Below are 22,010 nucleotides of genomic sequence, written 5' to 3'. Positions count from 1 at the left end.
CATCATGTCGAACTACAACATGCCGGATGCCCGTGGGCATTTCGGACCCGTGAACGGCCAGGTCTATGGCGGCCGTTTCGTCGCCGAGACCCTGGTCCATGCGCTGGACGAGCTCAACGAGGCCTATGCCCGCTACAGCCAGGACCCGGACTTCATCGCCGAGTTCAAGAAGGAGCTGGCGCATTTCGTGGGGCGCCCCAGCCCCATCTATCACGCCGATCGCCTCAGTCGTGAACTGGGGGGCGCGCAGGTCTACCTCAAGCGTGAGGACCTCAACCATACCGGCGCCCACAAGGTGAACAACACCATCGGGCAGGCTCTGCTGGCCCGGCGCATGGGCAAGAAGCGCATCATCGCCGAGACCGGCGCCGGCCAGCACGGCGTTGCCACGGCCACCATCTGCGCCCGCTACGGCATGGAATGCGTGGTCTACATGGGCAGCGAGGACGTCAAGCGCCAGTCGCCCAACGTCTACCGCATGAAGCTGCTGGGTGCGACCGTGGTGCCCGTGGACTCGGGCTCCAAGACCCTCAAGGACGCCCTCAACGAGGCCATGCGCGACTGGGTGACGAACGTCGAGTCGACCTTCTACATCATCGGCACCGTGGCCGGCCCGCATCCCTATCCGATGATGGTGCGCGACTTCCAGCGCATCATCGGCGACGAATGCCTGGAGCAGATGCCACCGATGATCGGCCGCCAGCCGGATGCCGTCGTGGCCTGCGTGGGTGGAGGCTCCAATGCCATCGGCATCTTCTACCCCTACATTCCTCACGAGCAGGTGCGCCTGATCGGCGTCGAGGCCGCGGGCGAAGGCCTGGAGGGCCACAAGCATGCGGCCACGCTGAGCCTGGGCAGCCCGGGCGTGCTGCATGGCAATCGCACCTATCTGCTGCAGGACGAGAACGGCCAGATCATCGAGACGCACTCCGTCTCCGCCGGCCTGGACTATCCCGGCGTGGGGCCTGAGCATGCCTATCTGAAGGACATCGGCCGGGCCGAATATGTGGGCATCACCGACCAGGAAGCCCTGGACGCCTTCCACCGCCTGTGCCGCACCGAGGGCATCATCCCGGCGCTGGAGTCCAGCCATGCCGTGGCCCATGCCATGAAGCTGGCCCCGACGATGCGACCGGACCAGCACATCCTGGTCAACCTCTCCGGACGCGGCGACAAGGACATCGGCACGGTGGCTGACCTCTCCAAGGCCGACTTCTACTGCCGGCCGTCGTGTCGCGGCCAGTCGGTGAAGGGGTCCGACACCGTGGTTGTCAGCACGCCCGCGAAGGGAGGTGCGCAATGAGCCGCATCCAGTCCACCTTCGCCCGCCTGGCCGCGCAGGGCCGCAAGGCCCTCATTCCCTACGTCACCGCCGGCGATCCCTTCCCGGACTGCACGGTCGAGCTGATGCTGGCCATGGCCCGTGCCGGCGCCGACGTCATCGAGCTGGGCGTGCCCTTCTCCGATCCCATGGCAGACGGCCCCGTGATCCAGAAGGCCGCCGAACGCGCGCTGACCCATGGCATCGGTCTGAAGCAGGTGCTGGCCTATGTGCGAGCCTTCCGTGAGCTGGATGGCGAGACGCCCGTGGTGCTGATGGGCTATGCCAATCCTGTGGAGCGCTATGGCCAGGCCGCTTTCGTGGCCGATGCCAAGGCGGCTGGCGTGGATGGCGTGCTGATCGTCGACTACCCGCCCGAGGAATGCGAGGCCTTCGCCGGCCTGATGAAATCCGCCGGGCTGGACCCCATCTTCCTGCTGGCGCCCACGTCCACGGACGAGCGGATGGCCAGCGTCGGCAAGGTGGCCAGTGGCTATGTCTACTACGTTTCGCTGAAGGGCGTGACCGGGGCGGGGCACCTGGACACCGAGGCCGTGGCCCGCATGGTGCCGCGCATCCGGGCCCGGGTTTCGGTGCCGGTGGGGGTGGGATTCGGTATCCGCGATGCGGCCACCGCCCAGGCCGTGGCCCGCGTTTCCGATGCCGTGGTGATCGGTTCCCGCCTGGTTCAGCTGCTGGAGGTCGAAGCACGCGATAATGTGGCTTCCACCGGGGCGGCCTTCATCCGCGAGATCCGCGAGGCGCTGGACGCCTTGCCTCGCAGCTGAAGAGGGCTGACGCCCCTGCTGACCCCGGCGACCCATCACCCAAGAGGCGGTGGGTCGCCCGAAAACGAGACCTGAGACGAAGGAGTCTGCCCATGAGTTGGCTTGAGAAACTTCTGCCGCCCAAGATGCAGCAAAGCGAGGCCGCCGAGCGTCGCACCGTGCCTGAAGGGCTGTGGATCAAGTGCCCGTCCTGCGAGACGGTGCTCTACAAGACCGACCTGGAGCAGAACATCAATGTCTGCCCCAAGTGCAGCCATCACCACCGCATCGGTGCCCGTGCACGCCTGAACGCCTTCCTGGACGGGGAAGGGCGCTATGAGATCGGCCAGGAAGTCATCCCGGTCGATGCCCTGAAGTTCAAGGACAGCAAGAAGTACCCGGACCGCCTCAAGGAAGCCCTCGAGACCACCGGCGAGACCGACGCCCTCGTGGTGATCGGCGGCGCCGTGATGAGCGTGCCCGTGGTGGCCGCCTGCTTCGAGTTCGACTTCATGGGCGGCTCCATGGGCTCCGTGGTCGGCGAGCGCTTTGCCCGCGGCGTGGAAACTGCCATCGAGCAGAAGACGCCCTTCATCTGCTTCACCGCCACCGGCGGTGCCCGCATGCAGGAAGGCCTGCTGTCCCTGATGCAGATGGCCAAGACCAATGCCGCGCTGACCCGCCTGGCCAAGGCCAAGCTCCCCTACATCAGCGTGCTGACCGACCCGACCATGGGCGGCGTCTCGGCCTCCTTTGCCTTTGTGGGTGACATCGTCATCGCCGAGCCCAAGGCCCTGATCGGCTTTGCGGGCCCCCGCGTGATCGAGAACACCGTGCGCGAAAAGTTGCCGCCGGGCTTCCAGCGCGCCGAATTCCTGATGGAAAAGGGTGCCGTGGACATGATCGTGGACCGCCGTCAGCTCCGCGAGACCATCGCCCGCCAGCTGGCCATGCTGCAGCGCCAGAGCTCTGACGCCGTCGCCTGATCCGGCGTCGTCGCCCCCTCGCGGCCAGGCCCCCAGCCTGGCCGTTTTGCATTCCGGACACTCCCGCCCATGACCACCGCCCCGATTGCCCACCAGAGCGCCCCCGCCAGTGCCGCCCAGCAGCGCCTGGACGACTGGCTGGCCCACTGCGAGCGCCTGCACCCCAAGGAAATCGACATGACCCTGGCCCGGGTCAACACCCTGCGGGATCGCCTGGGCCTGCGCTTCCAGGCGCCGGTGGTGATGGTGGCGGGCACCAATGGCAAGGGCTCGACCTGTGCGATGTTGGAGTCAATCGCCCTGCAGGCCGGCTACCGGGTGGGTCTGTACATCAAGCCGCACCTGGTGCATTTCCAGGAGCGCTGCCGTGTGGGCGGGGCGCCGGTCGATGCCGACAGCCTGCTGCCGCACTTCGAGGCCGTCGAAGCGGCGCGCGGCGAGGTGGCCCTGACCTATTTCGAGTTCACGACGCTGGCCATCCTGAGCCGCCTGGCGGCGGAGCCGCTGGACCTGGTCATCCTGGAGGTGGGGCTGGGCGGGCGGCTGGATGCCGTCAACACCATCGACGCCGATTGCGCGGTGATCACCAGCATCGACCTCGACCACGTGGAGTACCTCGGCCCGGACCGCGAGTCCGTGGGGCGGGAGAAGGCCCACATCATGCGCCCGGGCAAGCCGGTGGTCGTCAGCGACCCCATGCCGCCGGCCAGCCTGGCGGCGCATGCCGCGGCCGTCGGCGCCGATCTGCGCCAGCTGGGCAAGGACTTCAGCTATGGCGGCGACCGCCAGCAATGGCAGTGGGCAGGGCGCCAGCGCAAGTTCAGCGGTCTGGCCTTTCCGGCGCTGCGCGGCGTCAACCAGCTGCTGAATGCCTCGGGCGTGCTGGCCGTGTTCGAGGCCTTGTACGAGCAGTTGCCGATCAGCGCCCAGGCGGTCCGCACCGGTCTGGCCCTGGTGGAACTGCCGGGGCGATTCCAGGTGGTGCCGGGCCAGCCGGCCCTGGTGCTGGATGTGGCCCACAACCCCCATGCCATCGCGGCCCTGGCCCAGAACCTGGACCAGATGGGCTTCTTCCCGCGTACTCATGCCGTCTTCGGTGCCATGGCGGACAAGGACCTGGCGGAGATCCTCGCGCGCATCGCGCCCCTGGTCGACTGCTGGCATTTCTGTGATCTGCCGCTGCCCCGGGCCGCGACCGCCGCCGCCCTGGCGGAGCGCTTTGCCGCGCTGCAGGCGCAGGGAGGACTGAAGACGCCCAAGGAGGTCAGCGTCGCCCAGCACGCAGACCCGCAATCCGCCCTGGCCGCCGCCGCGGCCGAGGCGGACCCCGCTGATAGAATTCTGGTCTTCGGTTCCTTCTACACCGTGGGCGGTGTGCTGAAGGACGGTGTGCCCAGGCTGACGGCCGGTGCAGCGGCTGCCAAGCCCTGAGCCTGCTCCCGCCCTCCACCGGGCTGACCGAGTCCCAACGCCTGTCTCACGCGGCCCTGGCGCCGTCCATCTCCGGCTCTCCAAGGTGCCGCATCACACATGGGTTTGCTGTCATTCTTCAAGCGTGCCGAGGACAACAAGACGGCGGCCAAGCCAGTGGCCGAGGGGCTGGATGCCGTGCAGCAGCTGCGCCTGCGCGCCAGGCGGCGCCTGATCGGCGCAGCGGTGCTGGTGGCGGCCGGCGTGATCGCCTTCCCGCTGGTCTTCGAGACCCAGCCGCGACCCGTGCCGGTGGACCTGCCCATCGAGATCCCCAAGAAGGACGGCCTGCCGCCCCTGAGCGTGCCCGTGGCCACCGCGCCGGCCGCCAGCGCTGAACGCCACGCGGCAGCGCCTGCGGAGCAGGGCACCGGCATCGTGAACGAAGTGCCCCCGCCGGTGGCAGAGCCGGTGAAACCCACCGAGACGCCCAGGCAGGACACGCACCCCGAGGCCCGCAAGGAGGCCGCCAGCAAGCCCGAACCCAAGGCGGAGCCCAGGCCGGAGCCGCGCAAGCCCGCTGACAAGGTGCCGGAAAAGCCGCAGGACAAGGCCTCGGCCAAGCCTGCCGAGAAGCCCGCCGAAAAGCCGGCTGAGAAAGCCACCGAGAAGCCACAGGACAAGGCGCATGTCCGCCCTCAGTCCGAGCGTGAGGCCGACGCCGCCCGCGCCCAGGCCCTGCTGGAAGGGCGTGAGCCGCCCAAGCCTGCCGACAAGAAGCCCGATGCCGTGGCTGGCGCCCGCTTCATCGTGCAGGTGGGCGCCTTTGCCGAGGCCAAGGCGGCGCAGGACGTGCGGGGCAAGGTCGAGAAGCTGGGCTTGAAGACCTACACGCAGGCGATCGAAACGCCGGACGGCAAGCGCATTCGCGTGCGCGTGGGCCCCTTTGCCAGTCGTGAGGAAGCCGATCGCGCGGCTGCCAAGCTGCGTGGTGGCGGCCTGTCCGGCACGGTGCTGACGCTCTGATCCGATGGGCTGGGTCGACTTGTCCCTGTTGATCGTCCTGGGCCTGTCCGTCGCCGTGGGGCTGTGGCGGGGCCTCGTGTATGAGGTGCTCGCGCTTGCCGGCTGGCTTGTCGCCTACCTGCTGTCACCCTGGCTCGCGCCTGTGGTGCAGGACCTGCTGCCCGAGGGGCGCCTGGGCCCGACGCTGAGCCATGCGGCCGGGCTGGTGCTCGCATTCATCGCCATCCTGGTGGTCTGGAGCCTGGTGGCCAAGCTGGTCCGCGCGCTGATCCAGGCCTCGCCGCTGTCCTGGCTGGACCGCCTCGGCGGTGGCGGCTTCGGCGCCTTGCGCGGGCTGTTCATCGGCCTGCTCGTGGCCCTGCTGGTGGGCATGACGCCGCTGGTGCAGTCTGAGCCCTGGCAGGGCTCCGCGCTGGCGCCATGGCTGCAGTCGGGGCTGCGGGTGCTGCATCCCCTGTTGCCGGAGTCGGTCAACAAATTCATCCCGGCCTGAGCGCCACAAGCGCCCGGGCCCTGTGTATCGTAGCGAGTGCTTCCAGCCCAGGAAGCCGACAAGTCGAGGAAGAGAACATGTGTGGCATCGTTGGTGTGATATCCCAGACGCCGGTCAACCAGCTGATCTATGACGCGCTGCTGCTGCTGCAGCACCGCGGCCAGGATGCCGCCGGCATCGTCACCATGCAGGGCAACAAGTGCTTCATGCACAAGGCTCGCGGCATGGTGCGCGACGTCTTCCGCACCCGCAACATGCGCGCGCTGCCGGGCAATGTAGGCCTGGGCCAGGTCCGCTACCCGACCGCCGGCAATGCCTACAACGAGGAAGAAGCCCAGCCCTTCTACGTCAACGCGCCCTTTGGCATCGTGCTGGTGCACAACGGCAACCTGACCAACGCCCATGCGCTGAAGCAGGAACTCTTCGCCGTCGACCGCCGCCACATCAACACGGAGAGCGACTCCGAGGTGCTGCTCAACGTGCTGGCCCACGAACTGGAACAGGTCGCCCGCGAACTGCCGCTGACGCCTCAGGCCGTGTTCAAGGCCGTGCGTGCCGTGCACAAGCGCATCAAGGGCTCCTATGGGGTGATCGCCCTGATCGCGGGCCACGGCCTGCTGGCTTTCCGCGACCCCTTCGGCATCCGCCCGCTGTGCTTCGGCCATGGCGCCAACGGTGACGTGATGGTGGCCAGCGAGAGCGTGGCGCTGGAAGGCACGGGCGTGAAGCTGGACCGCGACGTGGCCCCCGGCGAGGCCATCTTCATCGACACGCAGGGGCAGGTCCACACCGAGCAGTGCGCCGAAAACCCTTCGCTGAATCCCTGCATGTTCGAGTTCGTCTACCTGGCGCGCCCGGATTCCGTGATGGACGGCATCTCGGTCTACCAGGCCCGCCTGAACATGGGCGAAACACTGGCTCAGCGCCTGATCTCGACCATGCCGCCCAGCGAGATCGACGTGGTCATCCCCATTCCCGAGTCCAGCCGTCCCTCGGCCATGCAATTGGCCCACAAGATCGGCAAGCCCTATCGCGAGGGCTTTGTGAAGAACCGCTACGTGGGCCGCACCTTCATCATGCCGGGGCAGGGCGCGCGCAAGAAGTCGGTGCGCCAGAAGCTCAATGCCATCGGCCTGGAGTTCAAGGGCCGCAATGTGCTGCTGGTGGATGACTCCATCGTGCGCGGCACCACCTCCAAGGAGATCGTGCAGATGGCCCGCGAGGCCGGCGCCAACAAGGTCTACCTGGCCTCGGCCGCGCCGCCGGTGCGCTTCCCCAATGTCTATGGCATTGACATGCCGACGAAGGAAGAGCTGATCGCCCATGGCCGCAGCATCGAAGAGGTGCGCCAGTACATCGGGGCCGATGCCCTGATCTACCAGGACGTGGATGCCATGAAGCGCGTCGTGGCCGCCCTTCGGCCGGGCCTGAAGGGCTTCGAGGCCTCCTGCTTCGACGGCACCTACATCACCGGCGACGTCTCGGCAGAGGACTTCGCCACCATGCAGGCTCAGCGCAAGAGCCAAGGCGACGAGGAAGACGGTCCTGCCCGCACGCGCCTCGCCCTTCAGAGCGGGGGCGATGCCCAATGAGCGAGAACGAGGAAGCGCGCCGCCTGGCGCGCGCCCAGTTGCCTGAGGGGCTGCGCCCCGAGACCCTGGCCGTGCGCACGGCCCTGGCTCCCAGCCAGCATGGCGAGAATTCCGAAGCCCTGTTCCTGACCAGCGCCTATGTACAGCCGGATGCCGCGACTTCGGCCCAGCGCTTCTCGCAGTCGGAAGACTTCACCTACTCGCGCACCAGCAATCCCACCGTGCGCAGCCTGGAAGCCCGCCTGGCGGCCATGGAGGGCACGGAAGCAGCCATCTGCACCTCCAGCGGCATGAGTGCCATCCTGCTGCTGTGCATGGGCCTGCTGAAGGCGGGCGACCACGTCATCTGCTCGCGCTCGGTCTTTGGCTCCACCATCAATCTCTTCGCCAAGGAGTTCGGCAAGTTCGGCGTCGAGACCAGCTTCGTCTCGCAGACCGATCTGCAGGAATGGCGGGATGCGATCCGACCCACCACGCGCCTGCTCTTCGCCGAGACGCCCACGAATCCGCTGACCGAAGTCTGCGACATTCAGGCGCTGGCGGACATCGCCCATGCAGCGGGCGCCTTGCTGGTGGTGGACAACACCTACTCGTCGCCCGCGCTCCAGCAGCCCGCGAAGATGGGCGCTGACGTCATCATGCATTCGGCCACCAAGTACATGGACGGGCAGGGCCGCGTGATGGCCGGTGCCCTGTGTGGCCCGAACAAGCTGATCAAGGACGTCTTCGGCCCGGTGGTGCGCACGGCCGGCATGGTGCTGTCACCCTTCAATGCCTGGGTGGTGCTCAAGGGCCTCGAGACCCTGGGGCTGCGCATGAAGGCGCAGAGCGAGCAGGCCCTGGCCGTGGCGCGCTGGCTGGAGACCCGCCCTGAAGTGGCGCGCGTCTACTACCCCTCGTTGCCCTCGCATCCGCAGCACGAGCTGGCCATGCGCCAGCAGTCGGGGCAGGGCGGGGCAGTGCTGTCCTTCGAACTGAAAGGCGACACGCCCGAGGCCGCTCGCGCCGCCGCCTTCCACGTGATCGACAGCACCCGCGTGCTGAGCATCGCCACCAACCTGGGTGACACCAAATCCATCATCACCCACCCTGCTACCACCTCGCATGGCCGGCTGAGCGAAGCCCAGCGCCAGGCGGCCGGCATTGGCCAGGGGCTGATCCGGCTGTCGGTCGGACTTGAGCACGTCGATGACATCACCGATGACCTGCTGCGCGGACTTTCCACCTTGAATCACGAATGAGCACCTCTGCATCCACCCCTGTGCGCACCCGCATTGCGCCGTCCCCGACCGGATTCCTGCACCTGGGCACCGCCCGCACGGCGCTGTTTTCCTGGGCTTTCGCTCGCCACCACGGCGGCGAGTTCGTGCTGCGCATCGAAGACACCGACGTCGCGCGCTCGACCCAGGACTCGGTCGACCAGATCCTCGCCTCCATGCACTGGCTGGGCCTGGAATATGACGAAGGCCCCGTCTACCAGATGCAGCGCCTGAACCGCTACCAGGCGGTCGTGGACCAGCTGATCGCCGAAGGCAAGGCCTACCGCTGCTACACCACGCCTGAACAGCTGGAGGCCATGAAGGCTGCCCAGGAGGCGCGAGGCGAGAAGCGCCGCTATGACGGCACCTGGCGTCCGGCCGCTGGCAAGACCTTGCCGGCCATCCCCGAGGGTGTGCAGCCGGTGATCCGCTTTGCGAATCCGGTGGACGGTGCGGTCACCTGGGACGATCTGGTCAAGGGCCCGATCACCATCGGCAACAAGGAAATCGACGACCTCATCATCATGCGCGCCGACGGCGTGCCCACCTACAACTTCGCCGTGGTGGTGGATGACTGGGACATGCGCATCAGCCATGTCTTCCGTGGCGACGAGCACGTCAACAACACGCCCTGGCAGATCAACATCTTCCAGGCCTTGGGTGCGCCGCTGCCCAAGTTCGGCCATGTGCCAGTGATCCTGGGCGATGACGGGCAGAAGTTGTCCAAGCGCCGTGGCGCTGTCAGTGTCACTGCCTACGAAGAAAACGGCTACCTGCCCGAGGCCATGCTCAACTACCTGGCTCGCCTGGGCTGGAGCCATGGCGATGACGAGCTGTTCAGCCGCGAGCAGCTGGTGGCCTGGTTTGATGGCAGCCACCTGTCCAAGAGTCCGGCGCAGTGGGATGCCGCCAAGCTGGAGTGGGTCAACGGCCAGTACATCAAGCAGGCCGACGACGCCCGCCTGGCCGAGCTGGTGGCCCAGCAGTTCGGCAAGCGGGGTCAGGTCGTGCCGGAAGCGGCTCGTCTGGCCCGGATGTGCGCGCTGTTCAAGGACCGTTGCAGCACCACGGTCGCTCTGGCGGACTGGCTGTCGATGTATGTGACGGATGTCCAGGCCAGTGATGAAGAGCGGGCCCAGCATCTGACGGATGCCCTCCGCCCGGCGCTGCAGGCCCTGGCTGACAAGTTCGTCAGTCTGGAATGGACGAAGGCGGCCATCCAGGCGGCGATCAAGGAAGTGATCACCGCCCATGGCTTGAAGATGCCGCAGCTGGCCATTCCGGTGCGCGTGCTGGTGTGCGGCCGTGCCCAGACGCCCTCCGTCGACGCCGTACTCGAACTCTTCGACAAAGAAATTGTTGTGAAACGCTTGCGCTCCTTCTGAAAAGCGTTCTATAATCTTTTTCTCGCTTGAACGGCGCAACAAACAAAGCGCAGCGCGATGGCCTCGCAGGGTTAACCTAAGGTTGACTTGAATGGCAGGAGCGTTGAGTAGCGTTTGCCCAAAGAAGAGATTCGATGGGGGTATAGCTCAGCTGGGAGAGCGCTTGCATGGCATGCAAGAGGTCAGCGGTTCGATCCCGCTTACCTCCACCAAATTCAAATGAATGGGTGGCGCGCAGTTCAAGGAAGAAGGTTTAGTCCCCTTCGTCTAGAGGCCTAGGACACGACCCTTTCACGGTTGTAACAGGGGTTCGAATCCCCTAGGGGACGCCAAGTTTGACAAGGCTTGGCAGTTTGTTGAAAAACAGATTGCAAACTTGTTAAATATTGTGGTTATAATACGCTGCGATATTTGGAGTGGTAGTTCAGTTGGTTAGAATACCGGCCTGTCACGCCGGGGGTCGCGGGTTCGAGCCCCGTCCACTCCGCCAACAATTTGTATGCAGTGAATAAATACTGTGTATAATATATAAAGCTTGAACGGCGCGCCGTTATTGAGTAAAACTCAATGGGGGTATAGCTCAGCTGGGAGAGCGCTTGCATGGCATGCAAGAGGTCAGCGGTTCGATCCCGCTTACCTCCACCAATATTCTTATGAATAGGTGGCGCGCAGTTCAGGGTAGAAGGTTTAGTCCCCTTCGTCTAGAGGCCTAGGACACGACCCTTTCACGGTTGTAACAGGGGTTCGAATCCCCTAGGGGACGCCAAGTTTGACAAGGCTTGAGAGCATTGCTCTGAAACTTGTCCTGTGTCGGCTCGCAAGAGGCGGCATCAGGAGTGGTAGTTCAGTTGGTTAGAATACCGGCCTGTCACGCCGGGGGTCGCGGGTTCGAGCCCCGTCCACTCCGCCAAATTTGAAGCCCTGGTTGCAATGCAGCCGGGGCTTTTTCTTTTTCCTCTCTGAATGCTGTGTATGCCAGCGGGGAGGGGCTCCGTAGGGCTTCGACGCCCAACTGCAGACGCTTCCGGGGCGGCATGGCAATTGCCAGCATCCCCAGCTGGAGGCCGAGGCGGCATTTTTGCTGCAATTCATGACGGTAAAGGTATGGCCGGGGGGGGTATCACTTGCCCGCGCCAATATCGTGTGCTGCTCGTGTCATGGGAAAAGTTTCTTCTGTTTCATGTTGAGCGGACGGCGGCGGCCCTTCATCGCCAAGGGCTCGTCAATAATCCTTCACAGTTCACATCTAAGCTTGCATACGATTTCAGCGTGACATTTTTCATATTCGTTGATGCGTGGTGAAACAAAAGGTATCAGTGCGCCCTTGTGAACTACCGCACCAACTCAGGGGGCGCCCCTCCAAACAGGGGGCTTTCATCGAAGAGGCCTGGAGGCATGATGCACCGCACTGCAAGTCCGGCGAAGTCCTGATGGCGCAGCAAGCCATGGGGGCAGCCCGATCGATCGGGAAGCGTGTTTGGGGATTGGCATGATCAGAATTTTTAACCACTACCTTCATCGGCGCACGCTGATGCAAGTTGCGCTCGACCTTGGCCTGATCTTCCTGGCAACGATGCTTGTCGTGATGGCAAAAGGAGATTCGGCCGATGCGCTGATTCCTTTCGCTGCTTCACAGGGGCTCTCCCTGGCGGGCTTCATGTTTGTCATCAATTCCGCTTCCGGCCTGTATCAGCACACGCATAACCGTTCGCTGACGCAGTCCTGCGCCCGAGCCTTGCTGGCAACCCTGGTGGCCCTGCCGCTGGCCTATGGCTTCTCGAGGCTGGTGCCGGCATCCATTCCTCATCGCGACCTGCTGGTCCTGGCAGCCATGGCTGCCATTGCTGCGGTGATGGTGCATCGTGTCTATGCCGCGCATTCGTCGGTCCATACCCGCTCGCGCACCAAGATCCTGATTTTTGGCGCTGGCCCTGTGGCCAAGTCGGTGGGCGCGACGCTGAACTCTGCTGATCCGCATGCGGAGATCGTGGGTTATTTCGCCGGCCCCAACGAAACTGAGACGGCCGTCGCGCAGGCAGACATCATTCATCCGCAAGGCACCCTCACCGAGACTGCGCTGCGCCTGGGCGTCGACGAAATCGTCGTGGCCCTGAGCGAACGCCGGGGCGGGAGCATGCCGTTGCGTGAGTTGCTGGACTGCAAGATCTACGGCGTGCGCGTCGTGGACATCGCCACGCACTTCGAGAAGACGCTGGCCCAGATCAAGATCAGCCATGTGAATGCCGGCTGGCTGATTTTTGGCGACGGCTTCAATCAGGGCATGTTCCGGACCTTCGTGAAGCGCAGCTTCGACCTGCTGTTCTCGGGTCTGCTGCTGGTCCTCAGCAGTCCCATCATGCTGCTGGCAGCGCTGGCTGTACGCCTGGAGTCGCGCGGCCCTGTCTTCTACAAGCAGGAGCGTGTGGGCCTGAACGGCACGACCTTCGACGTGGTGAAGTTCCGCAGCATGCGCACCGATGCCGAGAAGGATGGCAAGCCGCGTTTCGCCAGCAAGAACGACGACCGCGTGACGCGCGTCGGTCGCTTCATCCGCCGGGTCCGGATTGATGAACTGCCGCAGCTGTTCAATGTGCTGCGCGGCGAAATGAGTCTGGTGGGTCCGCGTCCCGAGCGTCCCTTCTTCGTCGATGACTTGACCACCAAGGTGCCTTATTACGCAGTGCGCCACAGCGTCAAGCCGGGCGTGACCGGCTGGGCCCAGGTGCGCTACGAGTACGGGTCTACGCTGGAAGACTCCGTCGAGAAGCTGCAATACGATCTGTACTACGTCAAGAACCACACGCTGTTCCTGGATCTGCTGATCCTGCTGGAAACTGTTGCGGTGGTCCTGACTGGCAAGGGCGCTCGCTGAGCAGCGTCCGGGCACATGGGTGGCGCGGCCCCGCCGCGGCGCTGTTCATACATTGATGCACATCGCTGATGTCATTTGATCTAGGCGTGGCCGGCTTTCTGCTGGCCTTGCTTTTTTATGGGGCATTTGCAGCAGCCTACGGCCTGCAGCTGAGGCGTCTGCAGGGAGAACAGCGTCGTGGCGCGTGGTTCTTCTGGGCGGGCCTGCTATGCAGCGCTGCCTGGGCTGCCACAGGGCTGGTCCAGGAGCTGCAGACCCACGATGGCATCCTGCAGGCGCTTCCGCCTCTGTTTGATGCAGCGCGCTACCTCGCCTGGCTGGGCTTCATGCGCTGCTTGCTGCAGGAGGGCCGTAGCTCGGACGACGATCGCCTCATTCATCGCAGTGCGCAGTGGCTCGCCCTGGCGCTGCTGCTGGGCAAGGCCGTGCTGGAGGGACTGTCCGAGCTGCTCCCCGCCCCGCGAGCCGTGCTGAACCATTGGGCCGCTTTTGACTGCCTGGCGCTGGCAGTGCTCGGCCTGGTGTTGGTCGAGCAGCTGCATCACAACGTCCAGGCCAGTGCGCGCTGGAACGCCAAGCCGGTCTGCATCGCGCTGGGCGTCATCTTTGCCTTCGATCTGTACCTGTATTCGCAGATGGCCCTGTTCAGGGAGTCCGACCTGGATGCCGTGAGCATCCGTGCGGGCGTGCATGCCATTGCCGTTCCCCTGCTTTTCGTCGCTGCCAGAAGGCACAAGGACTGGATCGCCAAGCTGCATGTGTCGCGCGCGGCCGTCTTCCATTCGGCGACGCTGATCCTCAGCGGCCTGTACCTCCTGTCGGTTTCTGCCGTGGGTTACTACCTGCGCTATACCGGCGGTGGATGGGGCCGTGCCTTGCAGATCGGCTTGCTGGTTCTGTCCCTGGTCGGACTGCTGTTGCTGTTCTTTTCAGGGGCCTTGCGCGCCAAGCTGCGTGTCTACATCAGCAAGAACTTCTTCAGCTACCGGTATGACTATCGGGAGGAGTGGCTGCGCTTCACAGCTATGCTGTCCTCGCAGAATTCACCGGAGGCGCTGGGGCAGTCCATCATCGAAGGCTTGGCCAACCTGGTCGAGAGTCTGGGTGGGTCACTGTGGTTGCCCTCGCAGACCCAGGGCGGCTTTGTGCAGGCGGTGCGGCACAACGCGGTCCGCAGCACGCTGGTGGTTCTTGAGGAAGACGAGTTCGCCCAGTTCCTGTCCAGCAGCGGCTGGATTCTGGACCTGGACCAGCTGCGTGCCGGCGGCACCGAGGTGGGCAAGCAATGGGTCCGCGTGCCGCAGGCCCTGCTCGATGAGCCGCGGCACTGGCTGATCGTGCCCTTGCTCGCTGGCCCGCGCCTGATCGCCTTTGTGGTGCTCGAGCGCTCGCGTGCCAGCCTGGATGTGAACTGGGAAGTCCGCGACTTGCTCAAGACGGCCAGTGCCCAGGCCGCCGGCTTCCTCGCGCAGGTGCAGGCGACCGAGGCCCTGCTCGAGGCTCGCAAGTTCGACGCCTTCCACAAGATGTCGGCCTTTGTGGTCCATGACCTCAAGAACATCGTCACCCAGCTGTCGCTGATGATGAAGAACGCTCAGAAGCATCGCGACAACCCCGAATTCCAGGACGACATGCTGGCCACGGTCGAGAACTCGCTGGAGAAGATGCGCCAGCTGTTGATGCAGCTCCGCGATGGCCAGCGGCCCCTGGGAGCTCAGGGCGGCGTTGAGCTGCAGGCCCTGCTTCGGCGTTTGCAGGCTCAGGCGGCAAAGAAGGGGCGTTCGCTGGAACTCGGCGAGCTGGAGGCCATCCAGTGCCGGGGCCAGGAGGACCGCGTCGAACGCGTGTTAGGCCATGCCGTGCAGAATGCGCTGGACGCGACCCCGCCGGAGGGCAGGGTGTCGGCGAGCCTGCATCGGCACGGCAGCAATGCCGTGGTCACCGTCACCGATACCGGCGTGGGCATGAGCGAGGACTTCATTCAGACCAAGCTCTTCCGGCCATTCCAGACGACCAAGGAAACGGGCATGGGCATCGGTGCCTTCGAAAGTTTCCAGTATGTCCAGGAATTGGGGGGCAAGATTGAGGTGGCGAGCGTGGTGGGGGAGGGCACACGCCTCACAATCAGCCTGCCGCTGCTTTTGACACAGGAAGGCCAAGGCTTGGGGATGGTGGATGCTGCATGAGTAACGAGAACACACGTCAGCTGCTGATCGTCGAGGACGATCTGGCCCTGCAGAAACAGCTCAAATGGTCACTGGACGGCTTTGAGGCCGTGCTGGCCAGCGATGGTGCCAGCGCAGTGCTGCAGTTCCGCCGCCATCAACCGACCGTGGTCACGATGGACCTCGGCCTTCCCCCCGACCAGGACTCGGTCAGCGAAGGATTCAAGCTGCTGGAGCGCCTCCTGGAGCTGGATCCCGCTGCCAAGGTGATCGTGCTGACCGGGCAGAACGACCATGCCAATGCGTTGCGCGCCATCCGCCTGGGCGCCTACGACTTCCTGTCCAAACCGGTGGATCCGGATGTGCTGTCCCTGACAGTCGAGCGTGCCTTCCGCCTGCGTGAACTGCAGGATGAGAACCGTCGCCTGCAGCGCGAACAGCAGCATGATGCCCTGGGCGGCCTGCTGACCCGTGATCCCCAGATGGTGAAGGTCTGCCGCATGGTCGAGCGGGTGGCTCCCAGCGATGCCACCGTTCTGATCCTGGGTGAAAGCGGCACAGGCAAGGAAGTGCTGGCCCAGGGCCTTCATGCCGCCTCGCGCCGCAGTGGCAAGTTCGTCGCCATCAATTGCGCGGCCATCCCCGAGGCCCTGCTCGAGAGCGAGCTGTTCGGCTATGAGAAGGGCGCTTTCACAGGGGCGACCAAGACCACCGTCGGCAAGATCGAAACCGCCAACGGCGGCACCTTGATGCTTGACGAAATCGGCGATCTGCCCATGGCGCTTCAGGCCAAGCTCCTGCGATTCCTCCAGGAGCGCAGCATTGAGCGCCTGGGCGGGCGGGGCGAGATCCCGGTGGATGTGCGCGTGGTCGGTGCCACGCACCAGGACCTGCAGGCCCTGATTGCCGAGGGCCGATTCCGCGAGGATCTGTATTACCGCCTGGCTGAAATCGTGGTCGAGGTGCCGCCGTTGCGTGAGCGCCTGGGCGACGCCGTGCTGCTCGCGCATGCCTTCGTGAAGCGCTTTGCTGCGGAGCTCCGGCGTCCCGGTTTGAGCCTGGGCGAGGATGCGCAGTCCGTCATCGAGCGATGGAAGTGGCCCGGCAATGTCCGAGAGCTGCAGAACGTGATCAAGCGTGCAGTGATCATGGCGGAGCATGAGCGCATCACGGCCGCGGACCTGTCCATCCGCGGGGCGGTGGATGACGGTGCACAGCCTGTCAACGCAGAGTTGGATCTGCGCCAGGTGCGCGAGCGAGCGGAGCGAGAGGCTGTGGTCAAGGCGCTGGCGCGGACTGACGGCAATATCGTCCGTGCCGCCGAGTTGCTGGGCGTCAGCCGCCCCACGCTCTACGATTTGATGAACCGCTTGCAATTGAAGTGAGCGGCCAGAGACCGCGCTAAAGGAGGCAGCTTTGCTGGCAATTTCCAGAACGATTCTTGCCGCAGGCCTGGCGGCAGCCCTGCTTGGCGGCTGCGGAAGCAAGACTCCCGAGCAACACTTGACCGCCGCCAAGGCCATGCTTGCCAAGAACGACGGCAAGAGTGCAGCGATCGAGCTGAAGAGCGCTCTGCAGGGCGACCCTTCCATGGCGGAAGCGCGGTTCCTGCTGGGGACCACCTTGCTGGCGCAGGGGGACCCCATCAGCGCCCGGATCGAGCTGGAGAAGGCGCGTGAACTTGGCTATCCCGCGGACCAACTGGTGCCGCCGCTGGCCCGGGTCCTTTTCATTTACGGCGAGTATGAGAAGGTCATCAGCGAATTCTCCCGGACTCAGCTGGATGTGCCGGCTGCCCAGGCCGACCTGATGACCACCCTGGCCGAGTCGGCCTTGCTGTTGCGGCGCAAGGAATATGCCGAGCGCTTCATCCAGTCAGCGTTGAGCCTGGACGCCAAGCAACCGCGGACCCTGCTCGTGGCGGCCAATGTGGCCGGCTACAGCGGTGACTACGAGACGGCGCTGCAACGCGTGTCCCAGGTGCTGGCCGACGAACCCAAGAATGCCAAGGCCTGGCTGGCCAAGGCGGAGTTCCTGCGCTTCGGCCTGGGGCGTGACTCGGAATCCGTGGCGGCCTACGATCAGGCGCTTTCCCTGGACCCCAAGTCCGTCGGCGCGAATGTGGGCCTGGCCACCTTCCGGCTCACCAAGGGTGAACTGGACGCTGCGCGCAAGCAGGTTGAGCTGATGCGCAAGGCCTTGCCAAACCATCCCCAGACCCGGTTTGTTGCTGCGCTGGTGGCCCTGGAAGGCGGCGATCTGAAGCAAGCCAACGAAGAGTCCCAGGCCATGCTGAAGCTCGGCCCGGAGGATGCCCGCTTCCTGCATCTGGCCGGTGCCATCGCTGCGCAGTCCGGTGCGCTGCTGGTCGCAGAGAAGTACCTCAGCCAGTCATTGAACCAGTCTGCCGACAACCCTTCGGCACGCTTGCTGCTGGCTCACACCTTGCTCAAGGCGGGGGAGGCTGGCAAGGCCCTCAGTGCGCTGCAGCCCCTGATGGAGCAGCAGGGGCGCAGCCATGCGGCCATGGCGCTGGCGGGGCAGGCCCACCTCATGCAAGGGGAGACGGCCAAGGCCGTGGAGGCCTTCCGCAAGGCTGTCGAGCTGGACCCCAAGGATGTCCGCAGCAAGACGGCCCTGGCCGTGGTGGACTTGGAGAAGGGGCGTATCGATGAGGGGCTGGGCGCGCTGAAAGGCCTCGCCAGCAGTGATGCCACGGGCTACACCGCCGACCTCGCCCTGATCAGCGCTTTGCTGAGCCGAGGCGATTCAGCAGGTGCCCTGCAGGCGATTGCCCAACTGCAGCAGAAGCAGCCCAAGCTGGCTGACGCGCCTTATCTGCGGGGAAGCATCCAGCTGAGGGCCAAGCAACTGGCCGAAGCCCGGGCTTCGTTTGAGCAGGCGTTGCAGCTGGCCCCCGGGCATTTCCAGGCTGCCGTCGCCCTGGGCCTGCTGGACGTCGACTCCGGACACATCACCGATGCCATCAAGCGTTTCGATGCGATGGTGGATAAGGACCCCCGCAATATCCGCGCCCGCATGGCTGCCATCGAGCTGCGCGTCCGTGCTGGTGCCAGCGCCGCAGAGTACGAGCAACAGCTGCTGGGGGCCATCAAGGCCTCGCCGGATGCTGCGGAACCCAGGCTTGCTTTGATCCGTCATCGCATGGCGCAGGGCGATGTCAAACAAGGGTTGCAAGCTGCTCAGGAAGGGCTCAGTGCCATTCCCGACAGCGCCGAGATGCTGCTGGCCCTGGGGCAGGTGCAGGCGCTCAGCGGGGACGTCAATCAGGCGGTCAGCACGCTGAACAAGCTGGTGGCCAAGATGCCGAATTCGCCGGACCCTTACCTGCGCATGGCTGAAGTGCACGCGCAGGTCAAGGATCTGCCTTCGGCAGCACAGGACCTGCGACGGGCCATGGTGCTGGCGCCCCGCAATGTGGAGGTCGTGGGCAAGCTGGTCGCGGTGCAGGTGGCATTGGGCAAGTTTGCGGATGCCCGGGCTGCCTTGAAGGACATGGAAGTGGCGGGCACTGCGAAGCCGGTCGTCCTTGCGGCATACGGCGACCTCGCTTACGCCCAGAAGGCCTGGCCGGAAGCGGCGCGTCAGTACCGGGCTGCCCTGGATCTGCAGCGGGACGACGTGATGCTGGCCATCAAGCTGCACAGCGTACTGCTCAAGGCAGGTCAGTCAGCTGAGGCGGCGCGCCTGGCTTCCGCCTGGACCGGTTCGCACGCTCAGGATGCCCACTTCCTCAGTCACTTGGCTACGCAGGCATTGCAGGCGGGCAAGATGGCCGAGGCCGAATCCCTTTACAGGCAGGTGCTGGCGATCGAGCCACGTCATTCGGCGGCTTTGAACAACCTGGCTTGGCTCCTGATGAAGACGGGCAAGTCCGGCGCCCTGGAGTTCGCCCAGCGTGCGGTGCAGGTTCGTGATGATGTAGACGACTACTGGGACACCCTGGCGATGGTCTACCTGGCGGGCAAGGAGCCTGCCCGTGCTTTGGAGGCCGTTCGCAAGGCCGTCCAGCTGAATCCCTCGGGTCTCGCATCTCGGCTGCATCTGGCTCAGGCCATGCTGGAAACGGGCGACAAGAGCGGTGCCAAGGCGGAACTGCTCAAGCTGGACGCGGCGCCCTTGCCTGGCGAGCTCAAGCGCCTCAAGGACGAACTGCAGCGTCAACTCTGAATTAGCGAAGCGGGGGGCAAGAGTTGACCGCGCTCGTGGCGGCCTTCTTGCAGTAAGCTGCATCAGGCTCAGGTCTCGACGAGGCTTGGCAGGGAGGAACGTTCATGGCCGCCATCAAGCGATCAAGTCTGCGCAAACGTCTGCATACGGGCCTGCGTGCCTTGTTCGGTGGACTGCCCAGGGACTGGCGATTTGCGGTCTATCGCCGCATGGTGGATTGCGACCCGCAGCCGGACGCCAGGCTGCAGCTGAAGATCGCTGAAACCCAGGAAGAGTTGGAAGCTTGCTTCCGCATTCTTCATGATGCCTATGTGGCTGCCGGCTTCATGAAGCCGGATCCCTCCGGCATGCGCATCACGATCTACCACGCGCTGCCGACCACTACCACCATATGCGCCAAGTGGGAGGGCAGGGTAGTGGGGACGATTTCCATGATCCGGGAAGGCGTCTTCGGATTCCCGCTCCAGAGCGTGTTCGATCTTGCCGGGGTGCGCCGCAAGCGCGGCAACATCGCCGAGATCTCTGCGCTCGCCGTGCATCCTGATTTCCGCAAGACGGGCGGGGCCGTGCTCTTCCCCCTCATGAAATTCATGCACCAGTACTGCACGGAGTATTTTGATACCCGGCATCTGGTCATCGCGGTCAATCCCGACAAGATCGAACTGTACGAAGCCCTGTTGTTCTTTGAGCGTCTGCAGGCGCGCACGGTCGATGCCTATGACTTTGCGAACGGCGCACCCGCGGTGGGGGCCACCCTGGATCTCAGCCAGTCTGAGGCGCTATTTCGGGCGGTGTACCAGTTCCGGCCCCTGCGCAAGAACCTTCATCACTTCTTTTATCGCCAGTCGCTGGACAACATCATCTTGCCCAGCCGGCGCTATTTCACGACCAATGATCCGGTGCTGACCCCTGCATTGCTGGACCATTTCTTCAACCGGCTCAGTCCGGTCCTGCAGGGCCTCGATGATCGCAAGAAGGCTCTGCTCTGGTCCATCTACAACACCCCTGAGTACCGTCAGGTGCTCCCCATGCTGGCTGGTCAGGCGCTGGAGCATCATCCGCTCCGGCAGCATCAGCGGTATTCGATTCGGTGCCCCGCAGAAATGCGACTGGTGTCGGCTACTGGCGAGCGCGTCTGTGTGCTGGACATCATCGAGATTTCCGCGGCCGGTTTCCAGGCCCGTTGCGGGAATGACTTGGCTCTGGAAGTCACCGGTGACGTGGTGGTCGATCTGGGCGAGCATGAGCGTGCCAGGTTGCGAGCACAGGTCGTGCGCAAGCGCGAAGGCGAACAAGGCCGCTTCTTCGGCTTCAAACTGGTGGAAGAGCCTGATGCGCCCTGGCGCAATTGCGTCGCTGCCTTCGAAACCGGGCAGACGCATCGAGACCTGTGAACCGCCTTAGACCGTGGCCCCCGACCAAACGGGATGGGGGCATGCTCGCGGCGAGGTTCTGCGTAGTCCAGCTGGGCGCTGTGGTGGGGTCCTGCTTGGTCGCCATATCCCGGCTGGATGGCTGATGGCTGGCGTAGCAGTCACGCACAAGGGCCAGCCGATGTCTGCGGATGACCGGGCCAATGAAAAAGGGGTGCCATCGGCACCCCTTCGTCTTGGTCAGCGAAGCTGATTACTTCTTGGCGCTGCGGCGACGGGCCACACCCAGACCCAGCAGAGCGACGCCAGCCAGGGCGATGCTTGCGGGTTCGGGGATGTCACGCACCAGGTAGGCGTCGCCACCCGAAGCCACGGACACCTTGGAGCACACCTTGGTGGGGTCGAAGGAGCAAGCGCCGGTGCCCAGGAAGCCCGTGGTGTTGTTGTTGGTCACAGCTTGGAACAGCACCTTGCCGGTGGCCATGTCAGCAGCCAGATTGTTGCCCAGGCTGTTCTTGATGGCGAAGCTGGGGTTCAGCGTGTTCAGCACCATGGCCAGCAGGGTGGAGTCACCGTTGAAGCCACCGATCACAGCGGTCGACGAAGCGTTGCCGCCCAGGCCGACGATGGAACCGGAAGCGTAAGCGCCGCCGATGCCGGACATCATGAAGGTGCCAGAGGTGAACTGGTACTTGAAGCCGCCGCCCGGATTCAGGGCCACGACCTTGCCGGCCACGTTCGAGAACGAGATGGTCAGCATGTCGCCCAGCATGGTGGGTGCGCCGAAGTCGCCGCCACCGGTCACGTTTTCCTTGGTGTAGGTCAGCGAATAGATCGAGCCGGTTTCCGTGAACTTGGCGCCCACGAACGCTTGACCCAGACCATTCACCTGCTGCTCAACCACGGCGGTGCCGCTGGCCAGGTTCAGGCGACCGATATTCGTGGTGTTGGTGGTCGGCGTCTGCAGCTGCCAGCCATCCAGCACCACGTAGCCTGCGGAAGCCGAAGCGCTTGCTGCGACCAGGGCTGCTGCGGCAGCGGTGCGCACGATGTGCTTGAAGTTCATGTTTCTCTCCATTCCTTGTTTCAGGTTGGTCAGCTGTGTGATTCGCTGAGCCGCCTGCGGTTCTATGAGCAAGCCCTGTGCCAGAGATGGGAATTTCATAAAAA

General features: G+C 64.6%; 15 protein-coding genes and 6 tRNA genes. 20 read left to right on the top strand and 1 reads right to left on the bottom strand.

The features are described 5' to 3' along the window. Positions 1-4: 4 nt before the first annotated feature. The 20 genes from trpB (at position 5) to ABDJ40_RS12675 (ending at position 20,861) form a co-directional block, all read left to right on the top strand. Positions 5-1,303, top strand: coding sequence for a tryptophan synthase subunit beta (gene trpB, locus ABDJ40_RS12770; protein ID WP_347610207.1), 1,299 nt, complete (start codon positions 5-7; stop codon positions 1,301-1,303). Continuing rightward, the gene (gene trpA, locus ABDJ40_RS12765) at positions 1,300-2,109 is read left to right on the top strand and encodes a tryptophan synthase subunit alpha (RefSeq protein ID WP_347610205.1); all 810 of its coding nucleotides are present in this window, start codon (positions 1,300-1,302) and stop codon (positions 2,107-2,109) included. The genes trpB and trpA overlap by 4 nt, the downstream gene beginning before the upstream one ends. 92 nt (positions 2,110-2,201) lie before the next feature. Further along, entirely contained in the window at positions 2,202-3,074 is an 873-nt protein-coding gene (gene accD / locus ABDJ40_RS12760) for an acetyl-CoA carboxylase, carboxyltransferase subunit beta (RefSeq protein ID WP_347610203.1), read from the top strand. A 69-nt stretch (positions 3,075-3,143) separates the two neighbouring features. After that, a complete protein-coding gene (gene folC, locus ABDJ40_RS12755; RefSeq protein WP_347610201.1) occupies positions 3,144-4,505 on the top strand; it encodes a bifunctional tetrahydrofolate synthase/dihydrofolate synthase in 1,362 nt (453 codons plus the stop codon). Between the two features lie 99 nt (positions 4,506-4,604). Beyond that, a complete protein-coding gene (locus ABDJ40_RS12750) occupies positions 4,605-5,510 on the top strand; it encodes an SPOR domain-containing protein (protein WP_347610199.1) in 906 nt (301 codons plus the stop codon). 19 nt (positions 5,511-5,529) lie between these two features. Next, positions 5,530-6,003 (top strand): CvpA family protein, encoded by a 474-nt coding sequence (locus tag ABDJ40_RS12745; protein ID WP_347610197.1) that lies wholly within the window; start codon positions 5,530-5,532, stop codon positions 6,001-6,003. A gap of 77 nt (positions 6,004-6,080) precedes the next feature. Continuing rightward, the gene (purF, locus tag ABDJ40_RS12740; protein ID WP_347610195.1) at positions 6,081-7,595 is read left to right on the top strand and encodes an amidophosphoribosyltransferase; all 1,515 of its coding nucleotides are present in this window, start codon (positions 6,081-6,083) and stop codon (positions 7,593-7,595) included. Further along, positions 7,592-8,836, top strand: a complete 1,245-nt coding sequence (locus ABDJ40_RS12735; protein ID WP_347610193.1) for an O-succinylhomoserine sulfhydrylase — start codon at positions 7,592-7,594, stop codon at positions 8,834-8,836. Before purF ends, ABDJ40_RS12735 begins: the two co-directional genes overlap by 4 nt. Further along, positions 8,833-10,239 (top strand): glutamate--tRNA ligase, encoded by a 1,407-nt coding sequence (gene gltX / locus ABDJ40_RS12730; RefSeq protein ID WP_347610191.1) that lies wholly within the window; start codon positions 8,833-8,835, stop codon positions 10,237-10,239. Before ABDJ40_RS12735 ends, gltX begins: the two co-directional genes overlap by 4 nt. Before the next feature lie 136 nt (positions 10,240-10,375). After that, a tRNA-Ala gene (locus ABDJ40_RS12725) sits at positions 10,376-10,451 on the top strand. A gap of 44 nt (positions 10,452-10,495) precedes the next feature. Next, positions 10,496-10,571: transfer RNA gene (locus ABDJ40_RS12720), tRNA-Glu, on the top strand. Between the two features lie 81 nt (positions 10,572-10,652). Next, a tRNA-Asp gene (locus ABDJ40_RS12715) sits at positions 10,653-10,729 on the top strand. Positions 10,730-10,808: 79 nt separating this feature from the next. Continuing rightward, positions 10,809-10,884: transfer RNA gene (locus ABDJ40_RS12710), tRNA-Ala, on the top strand. A 45-nt stretch (positions 10,885-10,929) separates the two neighbouring features. Beyond that, positions 10,930-11,005: transfer RNA gene (locus ABDJ40_RS12705), tRNA-Glu, on the top strand. 67 nt (positions 11,006-11,072) lie between these two features. Then, a tRNA-Asp gene (locus ABDJ40_RS12700) sits at positions 11,073-11,149 on the top strand. A gap of 579 nt (positions 11,150-11,728) precedes the next feature. Beyond that, positions 11,729-13,111 (top strand): TIGR03013 family XrtA/PEP-CTERM system glycosyltransferase, encoded by a 1,383-nt coding sequence (locus ABDJ40_RS12695; RefSeq protein WP_347610189.1) that lies wholly within the window; start codon positions 11,729-11,731, stop codon positions 13,109-13,111. 68 nt (positions 13,112-13,179) lie between these two features. After that, on the top strand, positions 13,180-15,297 hold the full coding sequence (gene prsK, locus ABDJ40_RS12690) for an XrtA/PEP-CTERM system histidine kinase PrsK (protein ID WP_347610187.1): 2,118 nt from the start codon (positions 13,180-13,182) through the stop codon (positions 15,295-15,297). Then, on the top strand, positions 15,294-16,661 hold the full coding sequence (prsR, locus tag ABDJ40_RS12685) for a PEP-CTERM-box response regulator transcription factor (protein ID WP_347610186.1): 1,368 nt from the start codon (positions 15,294-15,296) through the stop codon (positions 16,659-16,661). The genes prsK and prsR overlap by 4 nt, the downstream gene beginning before the upstream one ends. A 31-nt stretch (positions 16,662-16,692) precedes the next feature. Beyond that, positions 16,693-19,467, top strand: a complete 2,775-nt coding sequence (prsT, locus tag ABDJ40_RS12680; RefSeq protein WP_347610184.1) for an XrtA/PEP-CTERM system TPR-repeat protein PrsT — start codon at positions 16,693-16,695, stop codon at positions 19,465-19,467. 104 nt (positions 19,468-19,571) lie between these two features. Then, complete coding sequence (locus ABDJ40_RS12675) at positions 19,572-20,861, top strand: GNAT family N-acetyltransferase (RefSeq protein ID WP_347610182.1); 1,290 nt, start codon at positions 19,572-19,574, stop codon at positions 20,859-20,861. 232 nt (positions 20,862-21,093) lie between these two features. On the opposite strand, the gene ABDJ40_RS12670 is transcribed toward ABDJ40_RS12675, so the two are convergent. Then, positions 21,094-21,906: a PEP-CTERM sorting domain-containing protein gene (locus ABDJ40_RS12670; RefSeq protein ID WP_347610180.1), complete on the bottom strand. Its 813-nt coding sequence runs from the start codon at positions 21,904-21,906 to the stop codon at positions 21,094-21,096. Positions 21,907-22,010: the final 104 nt, after the last annotated feature.

It is taken from the genome of Roseateles flavus, assembly GCF_039872765.1.
GTDB lineage: Bacteria > Pseudomonadota > Gammaproteobacteria > Burkholderiales > Burkholderiaceae_C > Roseateles_B > Roseateles_B flavus.
This window is presented reverse-complemented; position numbering and strand designations above follow the sequence as displayed.

Excerpts from the sequence above, each read along its gene's own strand:
- trpB (WP_347610207.1), top strand. The coding sequence starts at position 5 with ATGTCGAACTACAACATGCCGGATGCCCGTGGGCATTTCGGACCCGTG.
- trpA (WP_347610205.1), top strand. The coding sequence starts at position 1,300 with ATGAGCCGCATCCAGTCCACCTTCGCCCGCCTGGCCGCGCAGGGCCGC.
- accD (WP_347610203.1), top strand. The coding sequence starts at position 2,202 with ATGAGTTGGCTTGAGAAACTTCTGCCGCCCAAGATGCAGCAAAGCGAG.
- folC (WP_347610201.1), top strand. The coding sequence starts at position 3,144 with ATGACCACCGCCCCGATTGCCCACCAGAGCGCCCCCGCCAGTGCCGCC.
- ABDJ40_RS12750 (WP_347610199.1), top strand. The coding sequence starts at position 4,605 with ATGGGTTTGCTGTCATTCTTCAAGCGTGCCGAGGACAACAAGACGGCG.
- purF (WP_347610195.1), top strand. The coding sequence starts at position 6,081 with ATGTGTGGCATCGTTGGTGTGATATCCCAGACGCCGGTCAACCAGCTG.
- ABDJ40_RS12735 (WP_347610193.1), top strand. The coding sequence starts at position 7,592 with ATGAGCGAGAACGAGGAAGCGCGCCGCCTGGCGCGCGCCCAGTTGCCT.
- gltX (WP_347610191.1), top strand. The coding sequence starts at position 8,833 with ATGAGCACCTCTGCATCCACCCCTGTGCGCACCCGCATTGCGCCGTCC.
- ABDJ40_RS12695 (WP_347610189.1), top strand. The coding sequence starts at position 11,729 with ATGATCAGAATTTTTAACCACTACCTTCATCGGCGCACGCTGATGCAA.
- prsK (WP_347610187.1), top strand. The coding sequence starts at position 13,180 with ATGTCATTTGATCTAGGCGTGGCCGGCTTTCTGCTGGCCTTGCTTTTT.
- prsR (WP_347610186.1), top strand. The coding sequence starts at position 15,294 with ATGAGTAACGAGAACACACGTCAGCTGCTGATCGTCGAGGACGATCTG.
- ABDJ40_RS12675 (WP_347610182.1), top strand. The coding sequence starts at position 19,572 with ATGGCCGCCATCAAGCGATCAAGTCTGCGCAAACGTCTGCATACGGGC.
- ABDJ40_RS12670 (WP_347610180.1), bottom strand. The coding sequence starts at position 21,906 with ATGAACTTCAAGCACATCGTGCGCACCGCTGCCGCAGCAGCCCTGGTC.